18 protein-coding genes and 1 tRNA gene are annotated in these 19,179 nt (G+C 70.3%); 10 read left to right on the top strand and 9 right to left on the bottom strand.

The genetic code is table 11. The features are described 5' to 3' along the window. Nucleotides 1-264: 264 nt before the first annotated feature. The 3 genes from AC3EUJ_RS31870 (at nucleotide 265) to AC3EUJ_RS31860 (ending at nucleotide 2,269) form a co-directional block, all read left to right on the top strand. Nucleotides 265-732, top strand: coding sequence for an NUDIX domain-containing protein (locus tag AC3EUJ_RS31870; RefSeq protein WP_431967529.1), 468 nt, complete (start codon nucleotides 265-267; stop codon nucleotides 730-732). A gap of 112 nt (nucleotides 733-844) precedes the next feature. After that, nucleotides 845-1,327, top strand: coding sequence for a hypothetical protein (locus tag AC3EUJ_RS31865; RefSeq protein WP_431967527.1), 483 nt, complete (start codon nucleotides 845-847; stop codon nucleotides 1,325-1,327). Nucleotides 1,328-1,705: 378 nt separating this feature from the next. Beyond that, nucleotides 1,706-2,269 carry a hypothetical protein gene (locus AC3EUJ_RS31860; protein ID WP_431967525.1) on the top strand — a complete coding sequence of 188 codons (564 nt, stop codon included), beginning with the start codon at nucleotides 1,706-1,708 and terminating at the stop codon, nucleotides 2,267-2,269. A 190-nt stretch (nucleotides 2,270-2,459) separates the two neighbouring features. On the opposite strand, the gene AC3EUJ_RS31855 is transcribed toward AC3EUJ_RS31860, so the two are convergent. After that, the gene (locus AC3EUJ_RS31855) at nucleotides 2,460-2,831 is read right to left on the bottom strand and encodes a helix-turn-helix domain-containing protein (protein WP_431967523.1); all 372 of its coding nucleotides are present in this window, start codon (nucleotides 2,829-2,831) and stop codon (nucleotides 2,460-2,462) included. On the opposite strand from AC3EUJ_RS31855, the gene AC3EUJ_RS31850 reads away from it, so the two are divergent. After that, nucleotides 2,814-3,794, top strand: coding sequence for a hypothetical protein (locus AC3EUJ_RS31850; protein ID WP_401973403.1), 981 nt, complete (start codon nucleotides 2,814-2,816; stop codon nucleotides 3,792-3,794). The two genes, AC3EUJ_RS31855 and AC3EUJ_RS31850, sit on opposite strands and share 18 nt — an antisense overlap. Next, nucleotides 3,791-5,560, top strand: coding sequence for a hypothetical protein (locus AC3EUJ_RS31845; RefSeq protein WP_431967520.1), 1,770 nt, complete (start codon nucleotides 3,791-3,793; stop codon nucleotides 5,558-5,560). Before AC3EUJ_RS31850 ends, AC3EUJ_RS31845 begins: the two co-directional genes overlap by 4 nt. A 252-nt stretch (nucleotides 5,561-5,812) precedes the next feature. On the opposite strand, the gene AC3EUJ_RS31840 is transcribed toward AC3EUJ_RS31845, so the two are convergent. The 7 genes from AC3EUJ_RS31840 to galU form a co-directional block, all read right to left on the bottom strand. Continuing rightward, nucleotides 5,813-5,886 (bottom strand) — tRNA-Ala (locus tag AC3EUJ_RS31840). Between the two features lie 61 nt (nucleotides 5,887-5,947). Further along, nucleotides 5,948-6,817: a divisome protein SepX/GlpR gene (gene sepX / locus AC3EUJ_RS31835; protein ID WP_431967518.1), complete on the bottom strand. Its 870-nt coding sequence runs from the start codon at nucleotides 6,815-6,817 to the stop codon at nucleotides 5,948-5,950. A 140-nt stretch (nucleotides 6,818-6,957) separates the two neighbouring features. Next, on the bottom strand, nucleotides 6,958-7,578 hold the full coding sequence (locus AC3EUJ_RS31830) for a GNAT family N-acetyltransferase (RefSeq protein ID WP_431967533.1): 621 nt from the start codon (nucleotides 7,576-7,578) through the stop codon (nucleotides 6,958-6,960). Then, nucleotides 7,575-8,063, bottom strand: coding sequence for a MogA/MoaB family molybdenum cofactor biosynthesis protein (locus AC3EUJ_RS31825; protein ID WP_431967516.1), 489 nt, complete (start codon nucleotides 8,061-8,063; stop codon nucleotides 7,575-7,577). Before AC3EUJ_RS31825 ends, AC3EUJ_RS31830 begins: the two co-directional genes overlap by 4 nt. Next, nucleotides 8,060-8,542 (bottom strand): cyclic pyranopterin monophosphate synthase MoaC, encoded by a 483-nt coding sequence (moaC, locus tag AC3EUJ_RS31820; protein WP_431967514.1) that lies wholly within the window; start codon nucleotides 8,540-8,542, stop codon nucleotides 8,060-8,062. The genes AC3EUJ_RS31825 and moaC overlap by 4 nt, the downstream gene beginning before the upstream one ends. A gap of 56 nt (nucleotides 8,543-8,598) precedes the next feature. Continuing rightward, complete coding sequence (locus AC3EUJ_RS31815) at nucleotides 8,599-9,942, bottom strand: molybdopterin molybdotransferase MoeA (RefSeq protein WP_431967513.1); 1,344 nt, start codon at nucleotides 9,940-9,942, stop codon at nucleotides 8,599-8,601. Continuing rightward, nucleotides 9,939-10,847 carry a UTP--glucose-1-phosphate uridylyltransferase GalU gene (galU, locus tag AC3EUJ_RS31810; RefSeq protein WP_431967511.1) on the bottom strand — a complete coding sequence of 303 codons (909 nt, stop codon included), beginning with the start codon at nucleotides 10,845-10,847 and terminating at the stop codon, nucleotides 9,939-9,941. Before galU ends, AC3EUJ_RS31815 begins: the two co-directional genes overlap by 4 nt. Before the next feature lie 80 nt (nucleotides 10,848-10,927). On the opposite strand from galU, the gene AC3EUJ_RS31805 reads away from it, so the two are divergent. Then, nucleotides 10,928-11,524, top strand: coding sequence for a 5-formyltetrahydrofolate cyclo-ligase (locus AC3EUJ_RS31805; RefSeq protein WP_431967509.1), 597 nt, complete (start codon nucleotides 10,928-10,930; stop codon nucleotides 11,522-11,524). Nucleotides 11,525-11,589: 65 nt separating this feature from the next. Here AC3EUJ_RS31805 and AC3EUJ_RS31800 read toward each other — a convergent pair whose 3' ends face one another. Then, the gene (locus tag AC3EUJ_RS31800; RefSeq protein ID WP_431967507.1) at nucleotides 11,590-14,415 is read right to left on the bottom strand and encodes a penicillin acylase family protein; all 2,826 of its coding nucleotides are present in this window, start codon (nucleotides 14,413-14,415) and stop codon (nucleotides 11,590-11,592) included. Nucleotides 14,416-14,581: 166 nt separating this feature from the next. On the opposite strand from AC3EUJ_RS31800, the gene AC3EUJ_RS31795 reads away from it, so the two are divergent. The 4 genes from AC3EUJ_RS31795 to AC3EUJ_RS31780 all read left to right on the top strand — a co-directional run bounded on the left by AC3EUJ_RS31795 (nucleotide 14,582) and on the right by AC3EUJ_RS31780 (nucleotide 19,142). After that, complete coding sequence (locus AC3EUJ_RS31795) at nucleotides 14,582-16,081, top strand: potassium/proton antiporter (protein WP_431967531.1); 1,500 nt, start codon at nucleotides 14,582-14,584, stop codon at nucleotides 16,079-16,081. Nucleotides 16,082-16,252: 171 nt separating this feature from the next. Then, nucleotides 16,253-17,608, top strand: coding sequence for an MFS transporter (locus AC3EUJ_RS31790; protein WP_431967505.1), 1,356 nt, complete (start codon nucleotides 16,253-16,255; stop codon nucleotides 17,606-17,608). 66 nt (nucleotides 17,609-17,674) lie between these two features. Further along, nucleotides 17,675-18,007 carry an FmdB family zinc ribbon protein gene (locus AC3EUJ_RS31785; protein ID WP_431967503.1) on the top strand — a complete coding sequence of 111 codons (333 nt, stop codon included), beginning with the start codon at nucleotides 17,675-17,677 and terminating at the stop codon, nucleotides 18,005-18,007. Between the two features lie 121 nt (nucleotides 18,008-18,128). After that, complete coding sequence (locus AC3EUJ_RS31780) at nucleotides 18,129-19,142, top strand: zinc-dependent alcohol dehydrogenase family protein (RefSeq protein WP_431967501.1); 1,014 nt, start codon at nucleotides 18,129-18,131, stop codon at nucleotides 19,140-19,142. The last annotated feature ends 37 nt before the right edge of the window (nucleotides 19,143-19,179 follow it).

The following is a 19,179-nucleotide window of genomic DNA, read 5'->3' as shown; positions in this document are numbered from 1 at the left end:
GGACACTCCAAGCCCCGCAGGGTCTCGACACCGCCGGACACATTCATGGGGCTACCAGCTGTGCCCATAGGCGGTCGACCAGAGCCGCCGACTCTCACCTGGCCATGCTGCCGCCAGTAACCCACGAGCTCAGCGCCGCTGGAGAGCCGGCTCTCTGGCAGTGACGTCAGCCTGGCCTGGCACTGCGGCCCGCTGCGAGGACCCCGACCACCCTCCCGGCTCAATCCAGTGGCTATTTGTCTAACCACACTCAATGCTGCTCTCATGGATGTCCCTGCTCCTCGCTTTCGCCGCATCGCCGCCCTCGTCGCGATCGACGCTGATGAGAAAGTGGCTCTTTTCCAGCGCCCTGAGTCGGACCCCTCGCATTGGGCCTTGCCGCAAAGTTCCGTCAGATCCACGGAGTCCTACGCGGAAGCCGCTGCTCGAGTGGCGGAACGCTACTTCAGAGGGCGAGCCGTGCGTTGGGGCTCCGTGATCGGGCGGCGCTGGGCCCGTCCCCCGGACGGCACATCGGCCGTACGGTTGGAGGAGCACGTCTTCCTGGCGCGCATCGGCTCCCCAATGCGCTCGGACCCGTTCGCCGCCGACCGCCCTGACCTGACGGCTCGGTGGACGCCGCGCGCGGTACTTGGCGATGTCCTTCGGGAACCGCACTCCGACCGCACCACCGATCTCGTCGACGGCTACCTCGACGGGTGGCTGCCGGCCGGACCGATCACGCTCTTCTGAGATCCGTCGAAGAGCGTCGGCGGCGTCTGGCCAATTGCGGGCGATGACTCGTATCCGACTGCTCCCATCGACGGACTCCCATATAGATCCCCCACAAGGAGCGGCTATGCCAGTGCACGCCATCGAGGTCACCTTGATTCGCCCAGCCCTCAAGAGAGAGCTCAGGGCTGCCCGACACAAATGCGCAATCCCGCTGGCGGTTTCGGCCGACCGGACCCGTCTGCTCACCGTGATCAGCACTGCGAACCGACAGGTTGCTCTGAGCGGCGTCTGGGCCGCACTGGGCGACCTGCTGCCCATCGACACCTTGTCCACCGCATATCCCGGCAAGGACGGCATGCACTTGCTCAGTGTGCAAGTAAGCGACGAGGTCTACGCGAGGGTGCGATATGCCGCTGCAGCCTCCGGGCAGGATCCGGATGAGTACGCGACTCGGGCCCTGCGGGACGGCATGTCCCGAGATCGAGCCGATGAGGCCGCGCGTCTGAACACGCTGCTGGACCGCTTGGTCGCCGAGTTCGGGCCCGAGCAGACTACTGCCGCCGCAGCTCGCCGGATCGCTTTGCAATCAGAGGCCGTCACAGCCAGCGGATAGCAAATGCCGGCACCCCTCAGGGACTTCAGTACGTCGATCGCGCAGTCCAGGCACGAGCGTCTCGGCACCCGCCCCGGCGCTGCGGACGCAACCCCAGTCGAGCTACGCCGAGCCGGCTCGCATGGCCGACTGGTACATCCGCCCCAAGCACGCACAACGACAGGAGAGACCGACCCGTCAGGCTCGGTTCCAGGCAGTCCGGCAGTCGCAACCAGACCAGGCGCCTGGTCGGTTGCAACCGTCGCGTGCAGTCCAGAACCGACCGTGTCTGGCAAGGTCTGTTTTCCGTCGCCGGATTTCCTGGATCTTGGCCCGTCATACCCGACAAGTCCCCTACGCTTGCGCCTGGTTGATGTTGGCCGTGACGCAGGAGGAAGCATGCCGATGGAATCAGGCGCGCATTCCGCCGTGCTGGACACCCTGACCTTGGTGCACGAGCAGATGAAGGAGCAGCACGAGGGCTGTTCCACTCTGCGATCGCAACTCGCCCAAGCCGAGGGGCGCCTGGCCCGTCTCGAGGCCCTCTACACGTCACTCATCGAGTCGCTGCCCGACCTGGGCGTCTCTCCGCAGCAACCACGCGAAGCGACTGAGGGCGAAACCGTCGAGGGTCAGGACGCAGAGGCTGAGGACCTCACCCCATCAGACGATCCTCAGCTTGCCGTGACGGAAGTCGATAACGAGTCAGGCACGGCAACGCTTCCGGACCTGATCATGAACCTCATGGCAAGCGCGAACCGGCCCCTGCGCGTCCGTGACGTCCTGGAAGCGATCAACCGCCTGAGAGATCAGGGAAGAACCGACAAGTTGCGCAGCTCAAAGCGGCCCACCGAGAACGTCCGAACGGCCCTGAATCGTCTGGCACGCAAGGGCCTTGTGGTCAAGGTCTCCCGCGGTGTCTACGAGATCGCTCGCGCCGACAACATCTCGGAGGCCGCCTGACGCAGACCACGCGCCCTTGATCGTCATTTCAGGGGTGGTGCCGCCGGGGTGGAGCCCGGCGGCACCTCACGTGCCCCTGATCATGGTTCACGTACACCCGAGATTAGTGGAGAGCATCTCCGCTCGGGGGCGCGTGGCCGATTTCACCCTGCCATTCCACCTTAGAATGTGCGGAAAGTAGGCATACGTGTCACTTCATGTCTCCAGCGACGGCCGACGCCGGGCTCGTCGCCCCGGGCCACAGCGGCATCCCGAGACCGTCCTCAAGGCGGCTGACGGTGACGACGTCGGGCCAACTGTCCCCCCGGAGCAGGTTCGCGATGACCTGCCGGTTGATCCCGCTCAGTTGCGCCAACTGCCTCAGGCTGAGGCCCTGACGCGCCATCTCGCGCTCCAGGGCCCGCGCGAGGGCCTGGACGACACCCGCCTGCGGGTGCCCGGGCAGCGGCGCGTGGGGCCACAGGTCCGGGTCCACGGCAAAGTCCCTCGGGGCCGTGCTGCGGTGCGTGCCACCGGGCATCGAGATGCGCTCCTCCACGTCGATGTGCACTATGTCCAGCAATGCGGCTATTTGATTAGCCGCTATTCGTGGCATGTCGTGCTGGAGCCAGAGATGAGTCATGCGATCCTGCGGTACCGCCCGAAAGACGCACCGCCGGAGTGGGAGGCGGTTGCCGACGGCGTGCGGATGCTGGTCGCGACCGTGGCCGACCACGTTCCGTACCGGCTCACCACGGTCTTGCGTGTGGTGGCGATGCTCGCTGTCCATGCCGAGCGAGCGGGCGTGCCCCGCGACCCGGCTGTGTGGCTGGACCAGTCGACCATCACCCACTGCCTGCTGACGGGCACGAAGCACGCTCCGAGCACGCTCCAGACCTACGCATCGCTGCTCAGCAGGGTCCGCGAGGTGCTGGTCTGGGTCGAGCGCGGCGAGCCGGCGCGGCCGCACCTGAGCGCCGACCGATCCCGCGCGCGGCCCTACAGCGCGAGCGCCCTCACCCGCCTGGCCGTGTGGGCGGACAACCTTCCGCCCACCCCCACCGGCCGTGGCAACGCCCGGGCGATGCTTGCTCTGGGTGCCGGCTGCGGCCTGTTCCCCGCAGAGATGCTCGCTGTGCGCGGGACAGACATTCACGTCCTGACCAGCGATGCGGTTGTCGTCCGCGTTCCTGGCAGCGACCGGCTGATCGTCTGCCGGTCGCTCTGGGAGGAGACCCTCGCCGAACTCGCCAGCACCGCGGGCCACCGGTACCTGTACGCCCCGGACCGCGAGGTGGAGCACCCGAAGAACGCGATCAGCAACTGGGTCGACAGAAACCGGCCTCGTGATCGCAAGGTCCCCGTCCCGGACATGAGACGCCTGCGCGCGACCTGGATCGTCTCCCTCCTCCGCGACCGCGTCCCTTCCGACCTCGTCGCCAAGGCTGCCGGCCTGCAGTCCGCCGCCTCTCTCGCTCCCTACCTGGCCTGGGTGCCCGAGATCTCCAAAGACGCCGCCGTTCGCCTGCTTCGGGGGTGGGCATGACGCACAAGCGTGAAGAGCGCAGGCCCGCGCCGTCACCGCATCCCTCCAAGCTCAACGACCGCCATGTGCGGCAGGTCCGCGACCTCGTCCGGGCCAGCGGCATTCTCGACGACCTCGCCCCGTTGGGGGCCGCCCGTCCTGGCCCTCGCGGTCTTCTGGCCGAAACCGTGCTGGTCGGCCTGATCCTCGCCGCTCGCGAGACACGCAGTACGAACATCGACGACGCCTGGGAGTGCATGCAGTTCCGGCTGCGTAAGCACTGGCTGAAGTACTTCGAGCTCAGGCCGGTCGATGCGACGGACATCGATGCCACGCACGCCTCGGCGAAGCGCTTCTACGATGCGTGGTCCCGCATCACGACTCTGCTGGACCCGGCCCGGCACGACCGGCGGACCCGGATGGCCCGCCACGAAACAGAGCCGTACCGTCTGGCCTGGGCACATCCGCGCAATCTCGATGCCTCGCACGCGCTTTCGCGGATCGCCAACCGGCTTGTCCTGGTGCCCGTCCGCGTCGCCGTCGCCCGCGGTCTGATGGACGACTGGCGTGGCGATCTGTCGGTGGACACAACCGCGGTCCCTACCTGGGCCCGGCCGAGCACCAGGCGACACGCGTCGCTCGAAGTGACGGCCGGCCTGCACGTCTCCGGCGGCGGTGATGAGACCTTCGGCTACAGCGCCACGCTGTTGGTGGCGGGACACAGCGACCCGGCCACCTCCCGTCGCTACCCCCAACTGTGCATGGGCATGGCCGTCCACGCGCCGAGCAAAGACATCGGTCCCCAAGCCGTGCGCCTGCTGCAGATCGTCCAGCGGCTCTGGCCCGTCAAGGGATTCATCGCCGGGGACCTCGCCTACTCCGATGCCAAGGTCGAGAACTTCCACGCCCCCGTACGCGCCCTCGGTTACAAGGTCGTCCTCGACTACAAGACCACCATGGTCAAGAAGGAGAAGGACGCCCCCGAGGGAACCATCGCCATCGCGGGCGACCTGCTGTGCCCCCACACACCGCAGCGGATCATCGACGCCTACCACCAGATGTCCGCCGCGAAGGGCAGCTCCCAGAGGGAGGAACTGCTGCCGCTCATCGTCCAGGCAGACCCCTACGTCCTGCCCCTGAAGCAGTCGGCAGACCACCGCGGTCTGGAACGCCGCCAGTGCCCCGCAGCAGGCACCAGCCCGCGCGTCACCTGCCCGTGGGCCCAGGAGCGCGACGCGGACGCCGACCGATCGCGGCGTCGCACACAGCCTCGACGTCCAGGCCGTGCCGCGCACACCGTCGACCTGGACAATCCGCGCGCCCGTCGCGCTCATCCGGGGGCACGCCCAACGGTGCGACCGCCCGACAGTCCCAAGCACCAACGTCCCGCCATCTGCCAGCAGTCCACGGTGACAGTGCCGGCCGACGTGATGCCCAAACTGCGCCAGGAACTCCCCTGGGGCCGGGCGCTTTGGCAACGCGCCTACCGCGGCCTGCGCAGCCACATCGAAGGGCTCAACGGCCGCGCCAAGAACGTCGACACGTTTCTGCACGCCCGCGAGAAGCGGCAGAGTCGCGGACGGGTGGCGCAGACCCTGCTGACCGCCGTCCAGCTCATGGTCGAGAACGTGAGGACCATCGAGTCGTTCCTCCGCGAGCGACGCCTGTGGAAGGCGGAGTACTACACGATCGGCGAGGTGCCCGAGACGCCCGATCCGTACGAGGCGACGGACGTCCTCGAAGAAAGCGACATCGTCACCCCGCCGCCCGAGAACCCCGCCACGTAGACGTCCGGCAGGCACAAGCGAAGCCACACCGCCGCGCCGTGGGACCACCAGCACTCCGGTCCCACGGCCGCTTCGCCATGCCCGCGCGACCATCGCCGGCTCCGCTCGCCGTGCCCTCGGCACCGGACGGGGCTTCCCGAAGCGGCATCCGTGCCGTACCTAGCCTGAAATGCAGGAAATCCCATCCAGACAACCGATCTGGATGGGATCTCGTGAACCGTTTCCGACCTAAGTCGTGAACGGCCCGTGCTGTGGACCTGAGGGGATTCGAACCCCTGACCCCCTCGATGCGAACGAGGTGCGCTACCGGACTGCGCCACAGGCCCTTGCAACGAGGAAAACTCTAGCATCCCGGCGGGGGTGCTCCGCGCCCCCGCCGCCGGGAGGTCACTCGTTGGCGGCGCGGGGGCGGTCGCGGTCGGCCTGCTGGTCGAACAGGGGGGTGCGGGAGCGGTCTCGGGAGCGGCGCGGGGTGACCGGGGCGGTGGAGAAGGTGGGCCGCGGTGCCGGGACCTCCCAGGTGTCCTCGGCGGGGATGCGCTGCTGGTCGACCCACTCGGCGTGGTCGGTCTGCTCCACGAGGGCGCGCCGGTCGGCCGTCGCGGGCTCCTCGGCGGGCGGCGCGGGCTCGTTCGCATCGGGCGCCTCGGCGACCGGCTCGCGGGTCGTACGGGCCTCACGCAGGCGCTTGGCGGCGTCGGCGGCGCGGCGCTGGTCGATCTTGACCTCGAAGCGGCGGCGTTCCTGGGCGCGCAGGTAGGCGATGTAGAACGTGAGCAGCACGGCGGGCGCGGCGGGGGCCCACAGGAAGGCGACGCCGCCGACGGCGGCGACGATCATGCCCGCGGTGAAGCCCAGGAAGAGCAGCGTGATGGTGCGGCGGCGGGCGGCGAGCACCTTGGCCCGCGGATTGGGCTTGTTCGCCTTCCCGGGATTCGCCGTCCCGCCCCGCTTCGCCCGCTTGCCGGGATTCCCCGCCTTCACGTTCTGCCGGGACTTCGGCTTCACCTCCGTCGCGGGTACGGCGAGGGCCCGGACGTCGACCGCGGGCTCCGCCTCGGCCTCCGATTCCGGGTCCGCCGTCTTGGCGTACTTGCGCTCCAGTGCCGCACGCCCGGACAACAGCCGGATGGCGGTGCTGAAGCGTTCCGTCGGGCGCGCTTCGTTGAGCTCGTCCTGCCTACGGAGCCACATCGGCACCAAGTAGGCAGCCCAGGCCCCGACGATGACTGCGTAGATGAGGCCGCTGCTGCTCACGCATCACACGGTAGGGGGGTTCGCGACAGGGCATACGCAATTTGGCGCGGTGTGTCGCACGATCTGGCTGATACTCCGAAATTTTTTTCTGATTGCGTTCAAGTCGGAGTCGGATCGGCGGTCATTTTCGAACAGACATTTTATTTGTGAGCCGTGCCAGGTCGGGCCTGGTGCCAGCGGTGGAGCATTCCCTCCGGCACCTCCTCGGCCGTCAACGCGAAGACCAGATGGTCACGCCAAGCTCCGTCGATATGGAGATAGCGGGGGCGCAGCCCTTCCTCGCGGAAGCCGAGTTTCTCCACCACCCGCCGGCTGGGCATGTTCTCCGGCCGGATGCAGACCTCGATGCGGTGCAGTCCGACCGCGCGGAAGCAGTGGTCGACGGCGAGCGCGACCGCGGTGGGCATGACCCCGCGGCCGGCGACGGCCTCGTCGACCCAGTAGCCGATATGGGCGCTGCACATGGAGCCCCAGGTGATCCCGGCGACGGTGAGCTGTCCGGCCAGCCGTCCCTGGTACTCGACGACGAACGGCATCATGCGGCCCGCGGCGGCCTCGTGGCGCAGCTGGCGGACCATCTGCCGGTAGGTGGGCCGCTGGGTGAGGTGACCGGGCGGCGCCGGGGGCACGGTGGCCTCCCACGGCCGCAGCCATTCGCGGTTGCGCCGGTTCACCTCGCGCCAGGCCCGCTGGTCGCGCATCCTTATCGGGCGGAGGAGGACGTCCGCGTCCGCCAGCTCGGCCGGCCAGGACCCGTTCAGCTCGGTCTCCCAGTCGTAGGGTGGTCGCCGCCGTGGATCTGCTCGACGGCATGGACGAGGATCGGGGCCAGGACGGCCAGGCCGTCCTTGACACCACCGGTCGACCCGGGGAGGTTCACCACCAGGGTGCGCCCGGCGACACCGCAGACGCCACGGGACAGCGCGGCCGTCGGCACCTTCTCGCGGCCCGCGGCGCGGACGGCCTCGGCGACGCCGGGGACCTCGTAGTCGAGGACGGCGCGGGTGACCTCCGGGGTGCGGTCGGTGGGCGAGATGCCGGTGCCGCCGGTGGTGACCACCACGTCGTACCCCTCGGCCACGGCCTCCCGGAGCGCGCTGCCGACGGGCTCCCCGTCCGGGACGACGCGCGGTCCGTCCACGGTGAAGCCCATCTCCCGCAGCCCGGCGACGACCAGCGGGCCGCCGCGGTCCTCGTAGACCCCGGCGGCCGCGCGGTTGGACGCGGTGATCGCGAGTGCCCTCATCGGGTGCGGCTCCAGTCCCCGGACTTGCCGCCGGTCTTCTCCTCGACCCGTACGTCCGTGATGACCGCGGCCTTGTCGACGGCCTTGACCATGTCGACGACCGTCAGCGCGGCGACGGTCACCGCGGTGAGGGCCTCCATCTCGACGCCCGTGCGGTCGGTCGTCTTCACGGTGGCCGTGATGTCCACGCAGGAGTCGCCGACGGCGAGGTCGACCTTCACCCCGGAGACCGCCAGCGGGTGGCAGAGCGGAATGAGGTCGGGAGTGCGCTTGGCGCCCATGATCCCGGCGATGCGCGCGGTGGCGAGGGCGTCCCCCTTGGGCACGCCCTCGCCCCGCAGCAACTCGATGACGCGCGGCGACACCAGGACCCGGCCGGTGGCACGCGCGGTGCGGGCGGTGACGTCCTTGTCCGAGACGTCGACCATGCGGGCCGCCCCCGCCTCGTCGATGTGCGTCAGATGCTGCTGTTCTGTCATCGGTACGGCACTCCCACTGCTCGCCGCGTGCTCGCGTGGGCAGTAACGGTACCCGCTCAGTCGAGCAGCACGACCTCGACCTCCGAGCCCGCCGCGACCTCCGTCGTGTCCTCGGGCACCACGATCAGCGAGTTCGCGTGGGCGAGGGCCTTGACCAGGTGGGATCCGGCGCCGCCCACGGGGGTGACCCGGCCGGTGGCGGGGTGGTAGCGGCCGCGCAGGAATTGCCGCCTTCCCTTGGGCGAGGAGGTCAGGTCACCCTCGCAGACGGCCCGTACGGTCGTCCGGAAGACCGGCTCCACGCCCATGAGGGTGCGGATCGCGGGCCGGACGAACAGCTCGAAGGAGACGTAGGCGCTGACCGGGTTGCCGGGCAGGGCGAGCAGCGGGGTGCGCTCGGGCTCGGGCGGCGCGGCTTCCGCGTCCCCGCCGTCACCCTCCGCCTCGCTGCGGGCGCCGGCGTCGATGAAGCCGAAGCCCTGCGGCTTGCCGGGCTGCATGGCCAGCTTGCGGAACTCGATCTCCTCGCCGAGGGCCTCCTTCACCACGTCGTACGCGCCGACGCTGACGCCGCCGGTGGTGACCAGGATGTCCGCCCGGATCAGCTGGTCCTCGACGGTGGCCCGGAAGGTCTCGGCGTCGTCCGCGACCGCGCCCACCCGGTACGACTGGGCGCCGGCCTCGCGGGCGGCGGCGGTGAGCATGTAGCTGTTGGAGTCGTGGATGCGGCCCGGGCCCAGCTCCTCGCCGGGCGGGACCAGCTCGCTTCCGGTGGAGACCACGACCACCCGCGGCCGCGGCCGCACCCGTACGGTGGCCCGGCCGACGGCGGCGAGCAGGGCGATCTGCGGCGGGCCCAGCACCGTGCCGGCGCTCAGCGCCAGCTCGCCCGCGGCGACGTCGCTGCCCCGGGCCCGGACGTGGTCGCCCGGCCCCACGGGCCGGTAGACACGGACCTCGCCGCCCACGGCGTCGGGGCTGCGGCTCGCGGCGGGCATGCCGACGACCGGTGCGCCGCCGGTGCCGCCGTCGGTCCACTCGACGGGGACGACGGCCTCGGCACCGGGGGGCAGCGGGGCGCCGGTCATGATGCGGGCGGTCTGCCCGGGGCCCACGGTGGGCAGTTCGCCGCTGCCGGCCGCCACGTCACCGATGACGGTGAGCACGGCCGGATGGGATGCGTCGGCGCCCTGGGTGTCGGTGGTGCGCACCGCGTAGCCGTCCATCGAGCTGTTCTCGAAGGGCGGCAACGCGACGGGCACCATGACGTCCTCGACGAGGACGCACCCCTGGGCGTCGAGGAGTTGCAGCTCGATGGGTTCCAGCGGCTTCAGCTGCCGCAGGATGTTGTCGAGGTGCTCCGAGACGGACCAGACGCGGTCGGCCGTGCCACTGCTCAATCTTGCATCTCCTCGCTGACGTACGTGCGCAGCCAGGACCGGAAGTCCGGCCCCAGGTCATCACGTTCGCATGCCAGTCGGACAATCGCACGCAGGTAGTCGCCGCGGTCTCCGGTGTCGTAGCGCCGGCCGGTGAAGACGACACCGTGCACGGGGCCGTCCGGGCCGTCCTCCTGGGCCAGTTCGCGCAGCGCGTCGGTCAGCTGGATCTCGCCGCCGCGGCCGGGCTGGGTCTTGCTGAGCACCGCGAAGACGGACGGGTCCAGCACATAGCGCCCGATGACGGCGTACGAGGAGGGGGCCTCGCCCGGCGCGGGCTTCTCGACGAGGTCGGTCACGCGGACCACGTCGTCGTCACCAGTGGGGACTATGGCGGCGCAGCCGTAGAGGTGGATCTGACTCGGGTCGACCTCCATCAGCGCGACGACGCTGCCGCCGTGCTGCTCCTGCACCTCGATCATGCGGCCGAGCAGCGGGTCCCGCGGGTCGATCAGGTCGTCGCCGAGCAGCACCGCGAAGGGCTGGTCGCCGACGTGCGGCTCGGCGCACAGCACGGCGTGGCCGAGGCCGCGCGGGTCGCCCTGGCGGACGTAGTGCATGGTGGCGAGGTCGCTGGACTCCTGAACCCTCGCCAGGCGGGCCTCGTCGCCCTTCGCGGACAGCGCGGACTCGAGTTCGTAGTTGCGGTCGAAGTGGTCCTCGAGCGGCCGCTTGTTCCGGCCGGTGATCATGAGGACGTCGGAGAGGTTCGCGGCGACGGCTTCCTCGACGACGTACTGGATGGCGGGCTTGTCGACCACCGGCAGCATTTCCTTGGGAGTCGCCTTCGTGGCGGGTAGGAAACGGGTGCCAAGCCCGGCGGCAGGGATGACAGCCTTGCTGATCCTGGTACGTGCGTGAGTCATGGGGCAACGATAACCGCTGCATATGAGGTGAAGATGAAGTTCCGGTTGCTTGATGCCGATAGGCGGCGGTTGCGCGTCCGATGAGTGACAACAACGCCGGCAAGAGGGAATTGCGGGAAGGCCTCCTCCAGGTGAGGCGCGGGTTGACTCCGGATGACCGTACCGAGGCCGAACGGGCGATCGCGCAACACGCCCTCGATCTGCCCGAATTGTCGGAGGCCCGGACGGTCGCGGCCTATGTGTCGATGGGTGGTGAGCCCGGCACGCGCGCGCTGCTCGACGTACTGCGCGAGCGGGGGGAGCGGGTGCTGCTGCCGGTCCTGCTGCCGGACAACGACCTGGACTGGGCGGCCTACGAGGGCTCCGGCGCCCTCGTGCGGACCGCCCGCGGCCTGTACGAGCCCACCGGCCCGCGACTGGGCCCCGCCGCGGTGACCGGGGCGGACACGGTCCTGCTCCCGGGACTGGCCGTCGACGGCCGGGGGCTGCGCCTGGGCCGTGGCGGGGGCTCGTACGACCGGGTGCTGGCCCGGCTGGACGCTGCGGGGGTGCGGCCCGCGCTGGTGGTGCTGCTGTACGCGCACGAGGTGCTGGACCGGCTGCCCGACGAGCCGCACGACCGGCCGGTCGACGCGGTGGTCACCCCGGTGGGCGTACGGCGCTTCGGGAAGCGCTGAGGGGCGGGCCGAACGGCCCGCCCCCCGTTGTCGTCACGGTTGTCGCCACGCGCCGCCCGCGCGGGCTACGGCGTCAGCGCCAGGGTGTCCTCCGTGGCCCCGTCGACAGGCTGCTTGGTGAAGACCCACGGCAGCAGCTCGCCCTTGGCCCACTTGGTGGTCTGGTCGGTGTAGTGGGAGCTGTAGGCGTGGCCGGAGGCTCCCGTCAGGTTGATCCACCGGGACTTGTCGAAGTCGTCGAGCGAGACCACCATCCGCATCGACGGCACCCAGACGACCTCGTAGCCGCCCGCCGCGTTCCAGCCGGCCGCGTTGACCGCCCCCTCGCCGCCGCCTATCTGCCACGGACCGCGGTTGAGCAGCCACCGGACGACGGCCGGGCCGCCGGTTCCCAGGGTCTGGTTGCGCAGCTCCAGTGTGTGGAGGCGGCCCCAGCTCCATGTGTCGATGTCCTTGCCCAGCTTGGCGGTCAGCTCGTAGCGGGCGTCCTTCATGGCCTGGGCGAACAGCTCGTCACGGGTGGTGCGGGCGCGGCCGCTGTCCTTGTCGTAGAAGGCGGTGGGCGAGGTCGTCCACCACGGGTTGTCCTCGTCGTCGAGGATCGAGAGCACGACCTCGAACCAGCGGTCGCCGCCGTCCGGCTGCGCCTGGTCGGCGGCACGCCGGCCGCACTCCCGCACGAGCTTGGGCGCGCCGCCGAGGTCGTCGACCGGACCGGTCTGGTCGGCGGCGGGCACGGTCAGGCATTGGCCCTGGGGGCGCAGTTCCTTGGGCAGCTTGTTGCCGAAGGCCAGCTTGAGGATGTTGCGCCAGACGGCGTTGAAGTAGGCCGCGGGCGCGGAGTCGGAGTCCTGGTTGAGATCCCAGCCCTCCAGCAGCTTCTGGGCGTCGCGAACGTAGTCGTCCTTGTCGTTCTTTATGTTGATCTTCAGCAGCATCGGCACGAGCTTCTTGGCGACCACGCTGAAGCTGTCGCCCTGCATCTCCTGCATGTCGTCCATGGAGACCAGGCCGCCGTCCCTGATCTTCAACTGGATCAGGTCGTCGATCCGCTGGCTGCGCATGCCGTAACCCCAGTCCTCCGTCAGCAGGTAGGGGTACTTCTGCTGGTCGACCACGGCCTGGTTGGCGGTGACGATGTAGCCGCGCTTCGGGTCGTAGTCGTACGGCATGGCGGAGAAGGGGATCGGCTTCTTCCACTGGTACCGCGGGTCCCAGCCGGGGGCCGGGTAGGTGCCGTCGTAGCCCGCGGCACGGACCGGGATCCAGCCGGGGGCCTGGTAGCCGATGTGGCCGTGGGCGCCCTTGTCGTCGGCGTAGATCAGGTTCTGGGACGGGACGGCGAAGTCGCGGGCGGCGGCCCGGAACTGCTTCCAGTCGGTCGCCGTGTCGAGCTCGAAGACCGCGTCCACGGTGTTGGACGGGTAGAGCGCGGTCCACTTGAGGGAGACCGCGTAGCCGTCGCCGCGGTCCGGCGCGGAGTTCGGCACCGGGGCCTGGTCTCCCACCGTGCGCAGCTCGGCGCTGCGGTCGGAGATCACCGGGCCGTTGTCGGTGCTGCGCACCGTGATCGTGCGGTCGCCACCGCCGGCGACCTTGATGGTCTCCTTGCGCGTCTTGAAGCGCTGCTGCTTGCCGTCGTACAGGTACGTGTCGGCGGTGACCTTCTCCAGGTAGAGGTCGGTCACGTCGGCACCGAGGTTGGTCATGCCCCAGGCGATCGACTGGTTGTGGCCGATGATCACACCGGGCATGCCGGAGAAGGTGTAGCCGGCGACGTCGAAGGGGCAGGACTTGCCGACGCTGTTGCAGTGCAGGCCCATCTGGTACCAGAGCGAGGGCATCTGCGGGGCGAGGTGGGGGTCGTTGGCCAGCAGCGGCTTGCCGGTGGTGGTGTGCTCGCCGGAGACGACCCAGGAGTTGGAACCGATGCCGTTGCCGTTGGGGCCGAGCAGCGCCGGGATCTCGTCGAGGGTGTCGGAGAGCGACGACAGCTGGGACTGGACGTTCGAGGTCGCCTCGGAGGTGGAGGCGGTGCCGGTGCCGGTGCCGGTGCCGGCCTCCGTTCCGGTGCCGGTGCCGCCCGTGTTCGTGTCGGCGCCCGTACCGGATCCGGGACTGGTGCCCGCTTTTGTGATGGTTCCGGCCGTTTCGTAATCGCCCGTGGACTCGTTGACCTTGCCGTCCTCGACGATCGGCTTGTTCCGGGCGTACGGGTAGGCGGGGTAGAGCTGATCGATCTGCGCGCGGTTCAGCCGGCTCGACAGCAGCGAGCGGTCGATCTCGTCCTGCATGTTGCCGCGCAGATCCCAGGCCATCGCCTTCAGCCAGGCGACCGAGTCGACCGGGGTCCACTTCTCCGGCACGTAGTCGTTGCTGAACTTCAGCGCCGCGTACTCGACGGACAGGTCGGCGCCGGAGTGGCCGTCCAAGTAGGCGTTGACGCCGTCGGAGTAGGCCTGGAGGTACTTCTTCGTGGTGGCCGACAGCTTGGTGTCGTACTCCTGCTGTGCGACCCGGCGCCAGCCGAGCGTGCGCAGAAAGGCGTCGGTCTCGACCTGGCCGCTGCCGAACATCTCCGACAGCCGGCCGGCGGTCAGGTGCCGGCGCACGTCCATCTCGTAGAAGCGGTCCTGGGCCTGGACGTAGCCCTGGGCGCGGAACAGGTCCTCGGCGGTGTCGGCGTAGATCTGCGGGATGCCGTTGCCGTCGCGCTTCACTTGGACGGCACTGGCCAGGCCCTTGAGCTGCAGGGTTCCGGTGGTCTGCGGGAGGGAGGCGCGGACGGTGGCGACACTCCAGTACGACCCGTAGACGATGCCCGCCACGAGCACGAGCACGACCCCGATCACGATGAGGCGCGTGCGGCGGGACTTCTTCTTGGCGGGCATCGATGTCCTTCGAAAGGCAGGGTGGACCGATTGCTAGGGGCCACCTTAGGCGCACCGACCCGTAGCCCCCCAGGCGGTGTCCGGTCCTGTGGACGGAGATCGCCACAACCCCAAGCACAGGTAAAATATTAGGTAAGGCAATGAACTTCGCCGAAAGGACCGGCTCCTGACTGTCGACCGCCTCAACGAACTCCTGCTGATGTGCGCCCTTGTGCTGCTCATAGCGGTGGTCGCCGTGCGCCTCTCCTCGCGCAGCGGCCTGCCCAGCCTGCTCCTCTATCTGGGCATTGGGGTCGCGATAGGACAGGACGGACTGGGAGTCGCCTTCAACAACGCCGCATTGACCCAAGTATTGGGGTATGCCGCACTTGTGGTGATCCTGGCCGAGGGTGGTCTCGGCACGCAGTGGCGGGAGATCAAACCGGCGGTTCCGGCGGCGGCGGTCCTGGCGACCTTGGGCATCGCGGTCAGCGTCGGCATCACGGCCGCCGCGGGGCACTACCTGGTCGGGTTGGACTGGCGGCAGTCGCTCCTCATCGGCGCGGTCGTCTCGTCCACCGACGCGGCGGCCGTCTTCTCGGTGCTGCGCAGGGTGCCGCTGCCGAGCCGGGTGACCGGTGTGCTCGAAGCGGAGTCCGGCTTCAACGACGCCCCGGTGGTCATCCTTGTCGTCGCCTTCTCCGAGCACTGGCCGGTGCACAACTGGGGCCTGCTGCTGGGCGAGATCGCCCTGGAGCTGGCCATCGGCGCCGCGATCGGCCTGGCGATCGGCATGCTGGGCGCGTTCGCGATGCGCCGCGTCGCGCTGCCCGCCTCCGGCCTCTACCCGATCGCGGTCCTGGCGATCGCCGTCCTCGCCTACGCGGGCGGGGCGCTCGCCCACGGCTCGGGGTTCCTCGCCGTGTACGTCGCCTCCGTCGTGCTGGGCAACGCCAAACTCCCGCACCGCCCGGCCACCAGGGGCTTCGCGGAAGGGCTCGCCTGGCTGGCGCAGATCGGCCTGTTCGTGCTGCTGGGCCTGCTGGTGACCCCGCACGAGCTCGGCGACGACATCGTGCCGGCGCTCGTGGTCGGTCTGGTCCTGACGGCCGTGGCGCGGCCGCTGTCGGTGACGGCGAGCCTGCTGCCGTTCCGCACGCCCTTCCGCGACCAGGTGCTGCTGTCCTGGGCCGGGCTGCGCGGGGCGGTGCCCATCGTCCTGGCCACGATCCCCATGGTCGCGGGCGTCCGGCAGAGCGAGCGCATCTTCAACATCGTCTTCGTCCTGGTCATCGTCTACACCCTCGTGCAGGGTCCGACACTGCCCTGGGTCGCCCGCAGGCTCCGGCTCGGGGACCCGGGGGCCGCGGAGGACCTGGGGATCGAGTCCGCGCCCCTGGAGCGGCTGCGCGGGCACCTGCTGTCGGTGCGGATCCCGCCACGCTCGCGCATGCACGGCGTGGAGGTCAGCGAACTGCGGCTGCCGCCGGGCGCGGCGGTCACCCTGGTCGTCCGCGAAAACAAGAGTTTCGTCCCGCTGCCGACGACGGTGCTGCGGCATGGTGACGAACTTCTCGTCGTCGCCACCGACCCGGTGCGGGACAAGGCGGAGGCACGGCTGCGTGCGGTGGGACGCGGCGGAAAGCTGGCCGGATGGCTGGAATCGGGCGGTGGTGCCGGCCGTTAGCATGACTGTCGACAGTCACCACCAACTCTGCCTGACGCAGAGCTGGCGCGACCGCCCGGCGGCCGGACAGCCCGGTATCTACCTCGGTCATGCGCGAGAGGACAGCTCTCGGCGCACAGGAACGCGACCAGGCGTCCAGGGTGCGCTACCAGGCGGCGGAAAGGCCCGGCCGTGGTATCCACGGTCACTCGTACGTCCCGTTCGTCCCGATCACCCCGTCCTTCGGGTTCCTCCCGGCGTTCCCGTGCCGCGACGCGCCCGGGATACGGGCAGTTGCTGCGCACGCCGGGTGCGTGGACCTTCCTGCTGCCCGGGTTCGCGGCGCGCCAGCCCTTCGCGATGCTGACCATCGGCATCGTGCTGCTGGTGCAGCACACCACCGGCTCCTACGGCACCGCCGGTGCCGTCTCGGCCGTCACCGGCGTCTCCATGGCGCTGTTCGCCCCGCAGAGCGGCAAGCTCTCCGACCGCTTCGGCCAGGGTGCCGTGCTGCTGCCCGGGGTGCTCGTCCACGCGGCGTCCGGGACGATGCTCGCCGTGCTCGCGCTGGCGCACGCGCCGCTGTGGGCGCTGCTGGCGGTGGCGGTGCCCACCGGCGCCTCGGTCCCGCAGGTCGGGCCCATGGTGCGGGCCCGCTGGGCGGCCACGCTGCCGGCCGGGTCACCGCTGCTGCAGACGGCGGCGGCCTTCGAGTCGGTCACGGACGAGTTCACCTTCGTCATCGGACCGGTGCTGGCCACGGCGCTGGCCACCGGGGTGCATCCGGCGGCCGGGCTGCTGTCCGAGGCCGTGCTGACGCTCGCCGGCGGCCTGCTCTTCGCCGCCCAGCGGCGGACCGCACCCGCACCCTCCCGGTCCGTACCGGGCGCCCGGAAGCGTGAGGCCTCCGCGCTGACCGTGCCCGGCGTGCGGGTGCTGGCCGTGGCCTTCCTCGGGATCGGCGCCGTCTTCGGCGGCATGCAGGTCTCCGTGACGGCCTTCACGGAGGAGATCGGGCGGCCCGGCATCAACGGCCTGCTCTACGGGACCTTCGCGGCCGGCAACATGCTCGCGGGGCTGGCGTGCGGCGCGGTCGCCTGGAAGTCGGGGCCCAAACGGCGCATGGTCGTCGGCTACACGGCGCTGACCCTGGCCACCTCGATGCTGTGGGCGGCGCACGCCGTGCCGCTGCTGGGCGGGCTCGGGCTGCTGGTCGGGCTCACCATCGCCCCGGCCCTGATCACCGGCTACACCCTGGTCGAGTCGCTGGTGCCCGCGGGGGTCCGCACGGAGGCCTTCACCTGGCTGACCGGCGCGGTGGCGCTGGGCCAGGCGGCGGCGGCCACCGCGGCCGGGCGGCTGGCCGACGGGATCGGGGCGAGCGCCGGATTCACCGTGCCGCTGGCGGGTACCGGGCTGGCACTCCTCACCGTGCTGGCACTGCGCGAACGGCTCGCGCCGAGGCCGTCCGAAGTGGTCGCGGCACGCGGCGCCGGGACCGGCCAGGGCAGTGGCATCGGTCACCGCGAGCCGGTCGCGGTGGACTGACGCCGCGGAATACTGCACTATTGACCGTCGTTAGCACTCACTGAGTCAGAGTGCCAGGAGGAGCAAGTGCCGACGTACCAGTACCAGTGCACCGCCTGCGGCGAGGGCCTCGAGGCGGTGCAGAAGTTCACCGACGACCCGCTGACCGAGTGCCCGGCCTGCAACGGCCGGCTGCGCAAGGTCTTCTCCGCGGTCGGCGTCGTCTTCAAGGGATCCGGCTTCTACCGGACCGACAGCCGCGGCTCGTCGTCCAGCAGCACGCCGGCCGCCAAGAGCAGCGCCTCGGAGTCGAAGTCCTCTTCGGACTCCAAGAGCGGCTCCGGCTCCTCCAGTGGATCCACCGGTTCCACCAGCACCTCCAGCGGCTCCACGAGCTCGGCGAGCACCTCGGCCGCCTGAGCGGAGCCGACGGCACCCTGGCCTGAAGGAGGCCCCCGTCGTGGGCGACGGGGGCCTTCGGCGTACCCGCGCGACCGGTTTCGTGCTGCAGCGCCCCGGCCTCCGGTCGCAGACTGGAGACATGCTGAGTGGTTGGGTCGTCGACCGGCCCGGGCCCATGATCACGGAGCCGCTGGTACGCGTCGGGCGCCCCAAGCCGGTGCCCGGACCGCGCGAACTGCTGCTGCGCGTGGAGGCGTGCGGCGTGTGCCGTACCGATCTGCACCTGGCGGAGGGGGACCTGCCGCCGCACCGCCGGGAGACCGTCCCCGGTCACGAGGTGGTGGGACGGGTCATCGGCGGCGGTGAGCTCGTCAGCCGCTTCGCCGAGGGCGACCGGGTGGGCATCGCCTGGCTCCGCGGCACCTGCGGGAAGTGCGCCTACTGCCTGACCGGCCGCGAGAACCTGTGCCCGTACTCGCTGTACACCGGCTGGGACGCCGACGGCGGCTTCGCCGACTTCACCTCCGTGCCCGAGGACTACGCCTACGCGCTGCCCGAGGACGCCGACGGCCGGGACGCGGTGCACCTGGCGCCGCTGCTGTGCGCGGGCATCATCGGCTACCGCGCCCTGCGCCGCAGCGACCTGCCGGCCGGGGGACGGCTGGGCATCTACGGCTTCGGCGCCTCCGCGCACATCGCCGCCCAGGTCGCGCTGGCCGAGGGGGCCACCGTGCATGTACTGACCCGGTCGGAGCGGGCGCGGGACCTCGCGCTGGAGCTCGGTGCCGCCTCCGCGGGAGCGGCGGCGGACCGGCCGCCGGAGCCGTTGGACGCGGCCATCCTCTTCGCGCCGGTCGGCGATCTGGTGCCGCCGGCCCTGGCGGCCCTGGACCGGGGCGGCACGCTGGCGGTCGCGGGCATCCACCTGAGCGACATCCCGGCGCTGAACTACCAGCGCCATCTGTTCCAGGAACGCAATCTGCGCAGCGTCACCTCCAACACACGCCAGGACGGGCAGGAGTTCCTGGCCCTGGCCGCCAGAATCGGGATCCAGGTGACCGCCACTCCCTATCCCCTGGACCACGCGGACCGGGCGCTGTCCGACCTGGCCGCCGACCGCGTCAACGGTGCGGCGGTCCTCGTGCCGGGCTGAGACGTGCGCTGAAGCGTGGACCGAGAGGTGAACGGGG

Source organism: Actinacidiphila sp. bgisy160 (genome assembly GCF_057707815.1).
Note: the sequence above shows the minus strand (reverse complement) of the source record. Positions and strands in the feature narration are given on the sequence as shown.